The following is a 13672-nucleotide window of genomic DNA, read 5'->3' on the forward strand; positions in this document are numbered from 1 at the left end:
GACATTCGAACAGGCAGAACACGTCACCGGCCCCGGGGCGATGCCTCGGGGCCGGCAGCGTGCGTCAGGACTACTTGATCTCGCAGAGGGTCGTGCCCTGGGTGACGGAGTCGCCGGGCTTCGCGTCGAGCCCGGTGACCGTGCCCGCCTTGTGCGCGGTGACGGGGTTCTCCATCTTCATCGCCTCCAGGACGGCGATCTGGTCACCTTCGGCGACCTCCTGCCCGTCCTCGACCGCGACCTTCACGATCGTGCCCTGCATCGGCGCGGCGACGGCGTCACCGGACGCGGCGCCCCCGGCCTTGCCACCGGCGCGCTTGCGCGGCTTGGCCTTGGCCGCCGGAGCCGCCGAGGTCGCGGCGAACGCGGCCGGCAGCGAGACCTCCAGGCGGCGACCGCCGACCTCGACGATGACCGTCTGCCGCTCCTCGGTCTCCTCGGCCACGTCGGCACCACCGGTGTAGGGCTCGATGGTGTTGTCGAACTCGGTCTCGATCCACCGCGTGTGCACGGTGAAGCCGTCGCTGCCGACGAAAGCCGGATCGCGCACGATCGCGCGGTGGAACGGCAGGACCGTGGCCATGCCCTCCACCTGCATCTCGTCGAGCACGCGGCGGGCGCGCTGCAGCGCCTGACCCCGGTCGGCGCCGGTGACGATGACCTTGGCCAGCAGCGAGTCGAACTGCCCGCCGATGACGCTGCCGCTCTCCACACCCGCGTCGACGCGCACGCCCGGGCCCTGCGGGGCGACGAACTTCGTCACCGTGCCGGGTGCGGGCAGGAAGTTGCGGCCGGCGTCCTCGCCGTTGATGCGGAACTCGATGGAGTGGCCGCGCGGTTCCGGATCGGAACCGAGGTGGAGCTTCTCGCCGGAGGCGATGCGGAACTGCTCGCGAACGAGGTCGATGCCGGTGGTCTCCTCGGAGACCGGGTGCTCAACCTGCAGCCGGGTGTTGACCTCCAGGAACGAGATCGTGCCGTCCTGGCCCACCAGGAACTCCACGGTGCCCGCGCCGTAGTAACCGGCCTCCGCGCAGATCGAACGCGCGGCCTCGTGGATCCGGCTGTGCTGGTCGTCGCTGAGGAAGGGCGCCGGTGCCTCTTCGACGAGCTTCTGGTGGCGGCGCTGCAGCGAGCAGTCGCGGGTGCCCACGACGACGACGTTGCCGTGCTGGTCGGCGACCACCTGGGCCTCGACATGGCGCGGGCGGTCCAGGTACCGCTCGACGAAGCACTCACCCCGGCCGAAGGCCGACTCCGCCTCGCGGACGGCGGAGGCGAACAGCTCCGGGATCTCCTCGATGGTGCGGGCGACCTTCAGGCCGCGACCGCCGCCGCCGAACGCGGCCTTGATGGCCACCGGCAGGCCGTGCTCCTGGGCGAAGGCGACGACCTCGTCGGCGCCCGGGACCGGGTCCTTGGTGCCGGGCACCAGCGGCGCCCCCGCGCGGGTGGCGATGTGCCGGGCGGTGACCTTGTCCCCGAGGTCCCGGATCGCCTGCGGCGACGGGCCGATCCAGATCAGTCCGGCGTCGAGCACCGCCTGGGCGAAGTCGGCGTTCTCCGACAGGAAGCCGTAACCCGGGTGCACGGCGTCGGCCTCGGCGCGCTTGGCGACGTCGATGATCTTGTCGATGTTCAGGTACGACTCACCGGGCGTGGAACCGCCCAGCGCGAAGGCCTCGTCGGCCAGCCGCACGTGCGCGGCATCGGCGTCGGGCTCGGCGTAGACCGCGACGGAGGCGATGGCCTCGTCCTGGCAGGCGCGGATGACCCGCACCGCGATCTCACCGCGGTTGGCGATCAGGACCTTGCTGATCGGCGTCACGTCCACAGTGGTCAACTCCTCATTTTCCCGGCGCGACGCCGGAGCAGGCGGAAAACATCAAGTCTGGCAACGGACTTCAGCCCGGCATGCCCGAGGCACGCCACGCGTGCGGACCCGGGCGGAGCGGGCGGCGACCCGCCGGGTGGCGCACCGCCGACACCGGGTCGCCCCACAGCGACAGCGGTGTCGACTCCTCCTCGGGAGCGCGTGCGGCCGAAGCACCGGCCAGCGCGGCGGTCAGCGCGGCGATCTCGACGTCGTCGGGCTCGCCGCGCACGATGCGCAGCACCGGTCGCTGCGGTGTCTCTTCGCTCATCGGAGAACTCCCATCACAGCGGGATGTTGCCGTGCTTCTTGGCGGGCAGGCTCGCACGCTTGTCGCGCAGCATGCGCAGCGAGCGGGCCACGTAGCCGCGGGTGTGCGACGGCGGGATGACCGAGTCCACGTACCCGCGCTCGGCGGCGGTGTAGGGGTTGCACAGGGTGTCCTCGTACTCCTGCTGCAACCGCGCGCGCAGGGCCTCGACGTCCTCACCGGCTGCGGCGGCGTCGCCGAGCTGCCGCCGGTAGAGGATGTTGGCCGCGCCCTGAGCACCCATGACCGCGATCTGCGCGGTCGGCCAGGCCAGGTTGATGTCGGCGCCGAGGTGCTTGGAGCCCATCACGTCGTACGCGCCGCCATAGGCCTTGCGCGTGATGACCGTGACCAGCGGGACGGTGGCCTCGGCGTAGGCGTAGAGCAGCTTCGCGCCGCGCCGGATGATGCCGTTCCACTCCTGGTCGGTTCCGGGGAGGAAACCGGGCACGTCGACGAAGGTCAGCACCGGGATGTTGAAGGCGTCGCAGGTCCGCACGAAGCGCGCGGCCTTCTCGCTCGCGCCGATGTCCAGCGTTCCGGCGAACTGGGTGGGCTGGTTGGCCACGATGCCCACCGGCTGACCCTCGACGCGCCCGTAGCCGGTGACGATGTTGGGCGCGAACAGCGAGGAGACCTCCAGGAACTCCTCGTCGTCGACGACCGCGGCGATCACCCGGTGCATGTCGTAGGGCTGGTTGGGCGAGTCGGGCACCAGCGTGTCCAGCTCGCGGTCCTCGTCGGTGATCGCGTCCGCGATCGACCCGGCACCGGTGTCGGCACCCTCGAAGACCGGCGCCTCGGAGAGGTTGTTGCTCGGCAGGAACGACAGCAGTTCCTTGACGTAGCCGACGGCGTCGTCCTCGTCGGAGGCGAGGTAGTGCGCGTTGCCGGAGCGGGAGTTGTGCGTGTGCGCGCCGCCCAGCTCCTCGAAGGTCACGTCCTCGCCGGTGACGGTCTTGATGACGTCCGGGCCGGTGATGAACATGTGCGAGGTCTTGTCGACCATCACCGTGAAGTCGGTGATGGCCGGCGAGTACACCGCACCACCCGCGCACGGCCCCATGATCAGCGAGATCTGCGGGATGACGCCCGAAGCGTGGGTGTTGCGCTTGAAGATCTCGGCGTAGAGGCCCAGCGCCGCCACGCCCTCCTGGATGCGCGCGCCGCCGGAGTCGTTGATGCCGATCAGCGGGCACCCGGTCTTGAGCGCCAGGTCCATGACCTTCACGATCTTCTCGCCGAAGACCTCGCCCAGCGAACCGCCGAAAACGGTGAAGTCCTGGGAGAACACGCACACCTTGCGGCCGTCGACGGTGCCGTAACCGGTCACCACGCCGTCGCCGTACGGGCGGTTGGCCTCCATGCCGAAGTTCGTGGAGCGGTGCCGCGCGTGTTCGTCGAGCTCGACGAACGAGCCCTCGTCCAGCAGCATGTCGATGCGTTCGCGGGCGGTCTTCTTGCCCTTCTCGTGCTGCTTGGCCACCGCGCGCGCCGAGCCGGCGTGCACCGCCTCGTCGTTCCGCCGGTACAGATCCGCAAGCTTGCCTGCGGTCGTGTGGATGTCCGGCACGTCAACCGGCGGCTGACCCACCGGCTCCGTCGCGCTGCTCATGCAACCAACCTGTCCTCGTTACCTGCTCGGTTCCAGTATCCGCGGGTCTGCGCGGTTCGGCGGGCGGATCTGTCCTGGTGGAGATTAATTGCCGCGGGTTGATCGAGTCAAACGCTCAAGTGACCCGCCAGTAGCCGCTGCCGCCCGTTCCAGCGGAGGTCTCCTGGTGATTTTGCCGCTAAGTGAATGACGGGTAGCGCACACACTCACCCCTCGACCGGCGTTTCGAGCATCAGCGCCGAGCCCAGTCGCAGCACCGTCCTGGCATCGCGGATCGGACCGGTGCGCGCCATGTCGTTGGCCGCGGTCAGCGCCGCCTGGACCAGGATCCGGGAGCGCACCGGGTCCAGCTCCGGACGCGCCTCGCACAGCAGCCCCACCCACTCGGCGACGTAGGAGTGCTGGGTCTGACGCGCCCGGTGGCGTTCGACAGCGGGCAGGTGGCCGACCTCGCTGACCAGGATGTCGATGAACCCGCCGTGGTCGAAGGCGAAGCGGATGTAGGACCGCAGCAGCGCGCGCAGCGCCTCGGCCGGATCGGTCTTGGTGGCCAGGGTCCGCTCCAGCTCCACCTCCAGCCAGGCGTTGCCGCGGGTGATCACCGCGCTGAGCAGCTCCTGCTTGCTGGCGAAGTAGTTGTACAGGCTCGGCCCGGCGATCCCGGCCGCGGCGCCGACGTCCTCGGTGGTGACCTTGCTGTAGCCGGCGTCGGCGAACAGCCGGGTGGCCGCGGCCAGCAGCAACCGGCGGCGCGAGGACCGCCCGGCGAAGCGCTCGAGCTGGTCGGGGCCGGCCTCCGGGCGCGGCGCGAGGTCGTGGGGCGGGCGGTGGCCGATGATCACGACCATCTCGCCGAGCAGCCCCTCGAACTCCCGCCGCGACAGCTGCACCTGGTGGTAGGACGGGCTGGTCAGCACGCTGAACATGCACCAGGCGCGGAACCGCGCGTCGGCGTCGTCGAGGCCGGGCTGGAAGGCGTGGGCGAGCCGGGTCAGACCGCGTGCGACCTCCCGCAGTTCCGCGCGCAGCACGTCGCGGCGTTCGTCCGGCAGCCGGCGGGACTCCCGCTGCCAGAGCACGCCGAGCTGGCGGTGATCGAGCGCGGCGGCCGCCAGCCGGGCCACCACCTGCTCGACGTCACCGGTGTCGGCGGTGATCTCGGTGAACGGGTGCAGCTCGTCGAGCACGACGTGGGTCAGCAGCTGCTGCTTGCCCGCGAAGTGCCGGTACAGCGCGGAGGATCCGACGCCGACCGCCTCGGCGATGTCGCTCATGCCGACCTGGTCGAAACCGTCGCGGTAGAACAGCTCGGCCGCCGCAGCGGTGATCAGGGCTCGCCGGTTCCGGGGCCGCGTGTTGCGCGCGGGCGGGCTTCCCACCTCGGCCATCACCACCTCCACTCACTGCACGCACCGTATCCGGCCGAGGCTATTTCCCCGCGCCACCGCGAACAACCTCACTCCTCCCGGCCGAGCACCGCAGGACCACCACCGCACGATTCCCCGGTTCTCGTCAGCGTCACGAGCGCCGAGGGCCGGACCATGTCCCTTTCGTCCTGCGTGGACAGCTGATCGTCGTCGAGACCCGCGGAATCCTCGGATAGGCTGAAACCCCACGTTGTCACTACTGTTCACAGTGGACGGAACCCCATGTCCGAGCTCGCTCGAAGCCTCGGTGCCACCGACACCGACGCCCGCCGCGGTTGGATCGCCGACATCCTCGTCGACGCCTTCTCCGAACTCATGGAGCGCGATCCGGCGGCCTTCCGCACCAAATTCCGCAAGATGGCGGCCGACCCGTTCGCCTTCTACCGGGGCAGCGCGTGCTTGTTCTACGCCGACGTCAACCGCCTCCCCGACCCGTGGGCGGACGAGCGCACGAGCAGGGTGTGGATCCAGGGCGACCTGCACGCGCAGAACTTCGGCACGTACATGAACGCCTCTGGCGTGCTGGTCTTCGACGTCAACGACTTCGACGAGGCCTACCTCGGGCACTTCACCTGGGACCTGCAGCGGTTCGCCGCCAGCCTGGCGCTGCTCGCGTGGAGCAAGGCGCTGCCGGACTCCGACATCGTGTCGTTCGTGCGCCGCGCCGCGACGTCCTACCTGGACCAGGTTCGCTCCTTCGCCACCGAGGAGGGCGACTCGGACTACTCGCTGCGGCTGTCGACCACCGACGGCACGATCCACGACCTGCTGCAGCAGACGCGGCTGCGCAGCCGCACCGAACTGCTCGGCAGGCTCACCGAGGCCGAGGGGTACGACCGGCGGATGCGGCGCGGCCCGAACATCCGCCAGCTCGACGACGCCGAGCGCGGCCGCGTCGAGCAGGCCTTCGAGCGCTACCTGGAGACGATCCCGCAGGAGAACCGGATGCGGGAGGTCGCCTACACGATCAAGGACATCGTGGGGTCCAGCGGTTTCGGCATCGGCAGCGCGGGACTGCCCGCCTACAACGTGCTCATCGAGGGCCCGACCGAGGCGCTGGAGAACGACGTGGTGCTGTCGATGAAGCAGGGCAACGTGGCGGCTCCGTCGCGGGTGGTCACCGACGAGCGCATCCGCAGCCGCTTCGAGCACCACGGGCACCGGACCGCTCTGTCGCAGCGCGCGTTGCAGGCGCACGCGGATCCCATGCTCGGCCACACCGAGATCGGCGGTGTCGGCTACCTCGTCGACGAGCTCTCGCCCTACGAGTCGGACCTGGACTGGGACGACCTCACCGAGCCGAGCGACATCCTGCCGGTGCTGGACTACCTCGGCCGGGCGATGGCGAAGATCCACTGCGTGTCGGACGCGCAGTCGGACACCGAGCTGGTCGACTTCCAGGTCGAGGAGGCGATCCTCGCCGTCATCGGTGATCGCGAGGAGGAGTTCGTCGACTGGCTCGTCGACTTCGCCCTGGACTACGCGGTGGTCGTCCGCGACGACCACCGCCTGTTCGTCGACGCGTTCCGCAACGGCGAGATCGGCGGCGTCACCGCGACCGCGGACTGAGGACGAGCCCTCAGGCCGAGGGCGCCTGCAGGGCCTGGAACATCGGTCGGTTGTGAATCCGGAAGCCCATCCGCTCGTAGAGGGCGATGGCTCCGGTGTTGGTGGCCACCGCGTGCAGGAACGGCTGCTCGTCGCGGCCCCTGATGCTCGCGACCAGTGCCCGGACCAGGCGGGACGCCAGTCCTCTTCCGCGGTGGGCGGGGTCGGTGCACACGGCGCTGATCTCGGTCCAGCCCTGCGGGCGCATCCGCTCGCCGGCCATCGCGACGAGCTCTCCCCCGCTGCGGATCCCCAGGTAGGTGCCGAGTTCGACGGTGCGGTCCTCGAAGGGGCCCGGTTGGGTGCGCTTCACCAGCTCGCGCATCTCGGGAACGTCGGCGGCGGTCAGCGCGACGGCTTCCGGCTCGGGCGCTCCGGTCACGCCGTCGTCGACCATCTGGACCCCGGGCAGCGCCTCGAACGCGTGCCACGCGGGGGGTGCCGTGCGCACGGGCCCGGTGATGACCATGAACCCGCCCGGCCCGACGAGCTTCGCCGCGTCGCGCCACGCCCCGGCGTCGGGTTCGGCGGGCAGCGCCAGGAAGGGCGAGAGGGACGGCGCGTAGCGCACGGCTTCACCGGATCGTTCGGCGAAGCGCGCGTGCGCGCCGTTCAACGAGTGCCACACCGGGTTGTCCAGCTGTCCCATGCCGTTCGACACGCGTCTCCCCCTCGTCGGTCGTCGCGGTGCAGAACAACCGCAGGCGCGACCGCGTTTGTCCTACCAGGTCCAGCGCGTGGCGGAGGCCACGTCCTCGGGGTCGGCCTCGGCGAAGCGCGCGGCCTCTCCCCTGCGGACGGTCAGGATCGCGTCGTGCAGCTCGGGTTCCAGCGCCTCGGCCAGGACCTCCGAGGAGGCCAGCGCGTCGGCCGCCTCGTCCGGTCCGGCCGGGAGCCGTTCGATCCCGGCCTCGGCGCGTGCGGATTCGCTCAGCAGCGCCGGGTCTCCGGTGATCTCGTCGGGCAGGGTCAGCTCCTCGCGCACCCCGGCCGTTCCCGCGGCGATCACCGCCCCCACGACCAGGTAGGGGTTCGCGGTGGCGTCGAAGCACTTGATCTCGGCGTTGGCGGCCCAGGACTGGGTGCCCGCGGTCCCGGTGATCAGGCGCAGCGCGGCCTCCCGGGCTTCCCTGCCCCAGACCTGCCAGATGCCCGCCCAGCGGGACGGGCCGAGCCTCAGGAAGCTCGCCGGGTTGCCCGCTCCGATGGCCACGAGCGCGGGAAGTTCGCGCAGCACACCGGCGAGGAAGGACTCGCCCCGGGCCTGCAGCCCGTGCCGCCCTGGCCCGTCGGCCAGCAGGTTCCCCCGCGAGTCGTGGACCGACAGGTGCAGGTGCGCACCCGATCCCGCTCCCCCCGGCACGAGACACGGAGCGAAGCTCGCGCGCCAGCCGTGGTTGCGGGTCACCGCGCGCACGGTGTGCCGGGCGAGCACCGCGTCGTCGGCGGCGCCCACCGGTGATGCCGGCGCCACCGACAGTTCCGCCTGACCGGCCGCGTACTCGGGGTGGAACTGCAGCACCTCCACGCCTTGTTCGCGCATGGCCCGGGTGAGCGCCAGGCCGTAGTCGGCGAGCGCTTCCAGCCGCACCTGCCCGTAGCCGGGTCCGCTGATCGCGGGCACGAAATCGTCCTGCTCCTCGGCGACGACCCATTCGTGCTCGAAGGCCACCGACACCGACAAGCCCGCGTCGGCCGCCGCTTCGACCTGCCGGGCGGCGAAGGCCCGCTGGCACGCGACGAACCGCGGGCCGTCCTGGGTGTACTTGTCGGCGGGAGCCCAGGCCCACCCGGGCATCGCCGCCAGCTGGGTCAGCCGGGAGATGTCCGGGATGAGTCGCAGGTCGCCGTCCGGGCCGCCGAGGTGGGTCCCGCGCAGCATCACGTCGTCGAAGGTGAAGGTCTCGAAGCAGGGAGAGGCGCCGAGCCCGTAGCGGCAGAGCTCCGACAACCGGTCCAGCGGCGCGGTCTTGACCCGCGTGATCCCCGCGTTGTCCACGAACGACAGCTCCACGAGCTCCACGCCCTCGGCGCGCAACCGCGCCGAGGCGGGCACCAGTTCGGCAGGCTCCGCAGCCGGGATTCGATCGCCGCTCATGAGCCCACGGTAGTCGCCACGAGGGCCGATTTCCGGACGTGCGGCGTTCACCCGGGCGACGCGCACCAGCCCGGCGCCGCGCCTCGTCAGGCGCTGCGCCGGGCCGGTGATCGATCAGTTCTGCTGCTGGGCCAGGAGTTGTTCGAACGGGACGGGTTCCTCGAACGGATCCGGCGCCTGGACCGCCGGACGCTGCTCGACGAGCGCAGCCAGCTCACCGGCCGCGCGTTCGACGCGGTCGGCCAACGTGCTGTCCCCGCCGGTCGCCCAGTCCTCCGATGCCGCGTAGACCGAGGTCGGCGCGACGACGGCGTGCAGGTAGGCGAACATCGGCCGCATCGCGTGCTCCAGCGCCAGGGAGTGCCTGGCCGAACCGCCGGTCGCGCCGATCACCACGGGCTTGCCCGCCAGCGCTTCCTTGTCCAGCACGTCGAAGAAGGACTTGAACAGGCCGCTGTAGGACGCCTGGAAGATCGGGGTGATCGCGATCAGCCCGTCCGCCCCGCGCACGGCCTCCAGCACCTCGTCCAGCTCCGGTGAGGGGAAACCGGTGACGAAGTTGTTGGCGATGTCCTTGGCGTGATCCCGCAGCTCGACGAAACGGACGTTGACCTGCGCGTTGCGGGCGGTGGCCGTGGCCAGCCGGTCGGCCAGCATCCGCGTCGAGGACGGGTTGCTCAGCCCCGCCGAGATCACGACGATGGTGCGCTCGCTCATTTCGCGACCTCCTCCTTCTGCTCCGCCTGCTTCGCAGCCAGCAGGGACTCGTGGGTCGGGGCCTCGGGGACATGCGCGGGCTTGAGCTTGGCGAACTCCTCGCGCAGCACCGGGACCACCTCTTCACCGAGGATGTCCAGCTGCTCCAGGACCGTCTTGAGCGGCAGGCCAGCGTGGTCCATCAGGAACAGCTGGCGCTGGTAGTCGCCGACGGTCTCGCGGAAGCCCAGCGTGCGATCGATGACCTCTTGCGGGCTGCCGACCGTCAGCGGGGTGGCCTGGCTGAACTCCTCCAGCGACGGCCCGCCGCCGTAGACCGGTGCGTTGTCGAAGTAGGGCCGGAACTCGCGCACGGCGTCCTGGGAGTTCTTGCGCATGAACACCTGTCCACCGAGCCCGACGACGGCCTGGTCGGCCTTGCCGTGCCCGTAGTGCTCGAAGCGCTGCCGGTACAGCCGCACCATGCGCTTGGTGTGGTCGGAGGGCCAGAAGATGTTGTTGTGGAAGAAGCCGTCGCCGTAGTAGGCCGCCTGCTCGGCGATCTCGGGCGAGCGGATCGAGCCGTGCCAGACGAACGGCGCGACGCCGTCGAGCGGGCGCGGGGTCGAGGTGAACGACTGCAGCGGAGTGCGGAACTTGCCCTCCCAGTCGACCACGTCTTCCTGCCACAACCGGCGCAGCAGCCCGTAGTTCTCGATCGCCAGCGGGATGCCCTGCCGGATGTCCTGGCCGAACCACGGGTAGACCGGTCCGGTGTTGCCGCGGCCCATCATCACGTCCACGCGCCCGCCCGCGAGGTGCTGCAGCATCGCGAAGTCCTCGGCGATCTTCACCGGGTCGTTCGTGGTGATCAGCGTGGTGGAGGTGGACAGGATGAGTTTCTTGGTCTGGGCCGCGATGTAGCCGAGCATCGTCGTCGGCGAGGAGGCCACGAACGGCGGGTTGTGGTGCTCGCCGGTGGCGAAGACGTCGAGTCCGACCTCTTCGGCCTTGAGCGCGATCCGCACCATCGACTGAATCCGCTCGGCCTCGGTCGGAGTCCGTCCGTTGGTCGGGTCAGTCGTCACGTCACTGACCGAGAAGATCCCGAACTGCATTGTGAACTCCCTACTCGACCCGAGCCCGCGTCATTTTGTACGAGCTTCAACTACTTGCGGGAACGAGTCTTCCTTACGAAGTATTCCCGGCGCCCGCACCACACCTCGAAGGAGACCCAGGTCACCATTCGCCCGTTCCCCGCCGACTCACCGAGGTGCGTGGGCACCGGAGGACGTCCGGCCCGCTGCGTAAGATGCCCGCCGTGGCGTCTCCCGAAACCGCGACCGAACAGGCCGCCGACCCCCTCCAGGTCCTGCGACGGGTCTTCGGATACGACTCCTTCCGAGGTACCCAGCAGGAGATCATCGACCACATCGTCTCCGGTGGCGACGCCCTGGTGCTGATGCCGACCGGTGGCGGCAAGTCGCTGTGCTACCAGATCCCGGCGCTGGTGCGTCCCGGTGTCGGCGTCGTGGTCTCGCCGCTGATCGCGCTGATGCAGGACCAGGTGGACGCGCTGGCCGCGCTGGGGGTGCGCGCGGGATTCCTCAACTCCACGCAGAGCTACCAGCAGCGCCGCGAGACCGAAGACGCCTACCTCAACGGCGATCTCGACCTGCTGTATCTGGCCCCCGAGCGCCTCCGGCTCGACTCGACGCTGGAGCTGCTCGCGCGCGGCGAGGTCGCGGTGTTCGCCATCGACGAAGCGCACTGCGTGGCCCAGTGGGGACACGACTTCCGGCCCGACTACCTGGCGCTGTCGGTGCTGCACGAGCGCTGGCCCGACGTGCCGCGCGTCGCCCTGACCGCCACCGCCACGCCCGCCACCCGGCAGGAGATCGCCACCCGCCTGCAGCTGACCGAAGCCCGGCACTTCGTCTCCGACTTCGACCGGCCCAACATCCAGTACCGGATCGCGCCGAAGAGCGACGCCCGCAGGCAGCTGCTGCAGCTGCTGCAGACCGAGCACCTCGGCGAGTCCGGCATCGTCTACCGGCTCTCCCGCGCCGAAGTGGAGCGCACCGCCGAGTTCCTGACCACCAACGGCGTCACCGCGCTGCCCTACCACGCCGGCCTGGACAAAGCGGTGCGCGCGAAGCACCAGTCCCGTTTCCTGCGGGAGGACGGGCTGGTCATGGTCGCCACCATCGCCTTCGGCATGGGCATCGACAAGCCCGACGTGCGGTTCGTGGCGCACCTGGACCTGCCCAAGTCGATCGAGGGCTACTACCAGGAGACCGGTCGCGCGGGCCGCGACGGACTGCCCTCGACCGCGTGGATGGCCTACGGCCTCCAGGACGTGGTCCAGCAGCGCAAGCTGATCGACAACTCCGACGGCGACGAGGCGCACCGCCGCACCCAGAGCAGGCACCTGGACTCGATGCTGGCGCTGTGCGAAACGGTCCGGTGCCGCCGCTCCCAGCTGCTCGACTACTTCGGCCAGCAGGCGGAAGACCGGTGCGGCAACTGCGACACCTGCCTCAACCCGCCGGAGTCCTGGGAAGGAACGGTCGCCGCGCAGAAGCTCCTGTCGACGGTCGTGCGGTTGCAGCGCGAGCGCAACCAGAAGTTCGGCGCCGGGCAGATCATCGACATCCTGCGCGGCAAGAAGACGCAGAAGGTGGAGCAGTTCCGGCACGACGAGCTCAGCGTCTTCGGCGTCGGTTCCGACATCAGCGACAACGAGTGGCGCGGCGTGATCCGCCAACTGCTGGCCCAGGGCCTGCTCGCCGTCGAAGGCGACTACGGCACGCTGGTGCTCACCGACAGCAGCTCCGAGGTGCTGCGCCGGGAGGAACCGCGCGCGGTGTGGCTGCGCACCGAGCCGAAGAGGACCCCGGCTGCCAAGGCGAAGGCCCGCGATTCCAAGCGGGCACCGCAGGACATGCCGCCCGAGGCCGAGCCGGTCTTCGAGAAGCTGCGGGCGTGGCGGATGGAGGTCGCGCGCGAGGAGGGCAAGGCGCCGTTCATCATCTTCCACGACTCGACGCTGCGGCAGATCGCCACCGTTCAACCGTCCACGTTGGACCAACTCGCGACGATCAGCGGCATCGGCGAGGGCAAGCTCAACCGCTACGGCCAGGGCGTGCTCGAAGCCCTGGCCGCTCCGGACGCCTGACTCCGGCCAGCCGGGCGTTTAAACTCCGCCGGTAGGCGGGGCGTCGAGGGAAGCGAAGCTGATGAGCGAATGGACGAGCGGCACGCCGTTGCGCGGCGTGAACACCACGGTGGCGCACAACGCGCGGGTGTGGAACTTCTGGCTGGAGGGCAAGGACAACTACGCCGTCGACCGCGAGGTCGGCGAGCACATCCAGCAGATGTTCCCGCTGATCGCCGACGTGGCCCGCGCCGACCGTGGATTCCTCAAGCGCGCGGTCGCGCACCTGGCCGGTGAGGTCGGCATCCGCCAGTTCCTCGACATCGGAACCGGGTTGCCGACCGCCGACAACACCCACCAGGTCGCGCAGCAGATCGCACCGGAGTCCGACATCGTCTACGTCGACAACGATCCGCTGGTGCTCACCCATGCTCGCGCGCTGCTGACCAGCTCGCCGCTCGGCCGCACGGACTACGTCGAGGCCGATGCGCGGCACACCGACGAGATCCTGCGGGCGGCCTCCCGGACGCTGAACTTCGAACAGCCGATCGCGGTGATGCTGCTCGGGATCCTCAACTTCATCCCCGAAACCGCCCAGGCCGCCGAGGTCGTCCACCAGCTGGTCCGGGCGATCCCGTCCGGCAGCTACGTGGTGATCAGCCACCCGACCACCGAGCTCGACGGCGAGGCCAACCGCGAGGCGATGGCCTTCTGGAACGAGAACGCCACGCCCCCGATCACCGCCAGGAGCGGTGAGGACGTCGCGGCGTTCGCCCACGGGCTGGAGCTCCTCGAACCGGGGCTCGTCTCCTGCGCGCGGTGGCGCAACCCCGACGCCTCGGAGCCCAGCGTCCCGCAGTACGGCCTGGTCGCCAGGAAGTCCTGACG

General features: G+C 70.2%; 11 protein-coding genes. 3 read left to right on the top strand and 8 right to left on the bottom strand.

Annotation, left to right across the window (positions count from 1 at the left end):
• Positions 1–70: 70 nt before the first annotated feature.
• From FHU35_RS00380 to FHU35_RS00395, 4 genes are all read right to left on the bottom strand, one after another.
• A complete protein-coding gene (locus tag FHU35_RS00380; protein ID WP_145737857.1) occupies positions 71–1834 on the bottom strand; it encodes an acetyl/propionyl/methylcrotonyl-CoA carboxylase subunit alpha in 1764 nt (587 codons plus the stop codon).
• A gap of 70 nt (positions 1835–1904) precedes the next feature.
• Positions 1905–2144, bottom strand: a complete 240-nt coding sequence (locus tag FHU35_RS00385; protein WP_145735570.1) for an acyl-CoA carboxylase subunit epsilon — start codon at positions 2142–2144, stop codon at positions 1905–1907.
• Positions 2145–2157: 13 nt separating this feature from the next.
• Positions 2158–3798: an acyl-CoA carboxylase subunit beta gene (locus FHU35_RS00390; protein WP_145735572.1), complete on the bottom strand. Its 1641-nt coding sequence runs from the start codon at positions 3796–3798 to the stop codon at positions 2158–2160.
• Between the two features lie 206 nt (positions 3799–4004).
• A complete protein-coding gene (locus FHU35_RS00395; RefSeq protein WP_145735574.1) occupies positions 4005–5186 on the bottom strand; it encodes a TetR/AcrR family transcriptional regulator in 1182 nt (393 codons plus the stop codon).
• Positions 5187–5447: 261 nt separating this feature from the next.
• On the opposite strand from FHU35_RS00395, the gene FHU35_RS00400 reads away from it, so the two are divergent.
• Entirely contained in the window at positions 5448–6794 is a 1347-nt protein-coding gene (locus tag FHU35_RS00400) for a DUF2252 domain-containing protein (protein ID WP_145735576.1), read from the top strand.
• 10 nt (positions 6795–6804) lie between these two features.
• On the opposite strand, the gene FHU35_RS00405 is transcribed toward FHU35_RS00400, so the two are convergent.
• The 4 genes from FHU35_RS00405 to FHU35_RS00420 form a co-directional block, all read right to left on the bottom strand.
• The gene (locus FHU35_RS00405; protein WP_342788477.1) at positions 6805–7494 is read right to left on the bottom strand and encodes a GNAT family N-acetyltransferase; all 690 of its coding nucleotides are present in this window, start codon (positions 7492–7494) and stop codon (positions 6805–6807) included.
• A 60-nt stretch (positions 7495–7554) separates the two neighbouring features.
• Entirely contained in the window at positions 7555–8931 is a 1377-nt protein-coding gene (locus FHU35_RS00410) for a type I glutamate--ammonia ligase (RefSeq protein WP_145735578.1), read from the bottom strand.
• Positions 8932–9045: 114 nt separating this feature from the next.
• Positions 9046–9648: an FMN reductase gene (locus FHU35_RS00415; RefSeq protein ID WP_145735580.1), complete on the bottom strand. Its 603-nt coding sequence runs from the start codon at positions 9646–9648 to the stop codon at positions 9046–9048.
• On the bottom strand, positions 9645–10745 hold the full coding sequence (locus FHU35_RS00420; RefSeq protein WP_145735582.1) for an LLM class flavin-dependent oxidoreductase: 1101 nt from the start codon (positions 10743–10745) through the stop codon (positions 9645–9647). Before FHU35_RS00420 ends, FHU35_RS00415 begins: the two co-directional genes overlap by 4 nt.
• A gap of 194 nt (positions 10746–10939) precedes the next feature.
• On the opposite strand from FHU35_RS00420, the gene recQ reads away from it, so the two are divergent.
• A complete protein-coding gene (gene recQ / locus FHU35_RS00425; protein WP_145735584.1) occupies positions 10940–12805 on the top strand; it encodes a DNA helicase RecQ in 1866 nt (621 codons plus the stop codon).
• 61 nt (positions 12806–12866) lie between these two features.
• A complete protein-coding gene (locus FHU35_RS00430) occupies positions 12867–13670 on the top strand; it encodes an SAM-dependent methyltransferase (protein WP_145735586.1) in 804 nt (267 codons plus the stop codon).
• Positions 13671–13672 lie beyond the last annotated feature (2 nt).

It is taken from the genome of Saccharopolyspora dendranthemae (genome assembly GCF_007829955.1).
Lineage (GTDB): Bacteria > Actinomycetota > Actinomycetes > Mycobacteriales > Pseudonocardiaceae > Saccharopolyspora > Saccharopolyspora dendranthemae.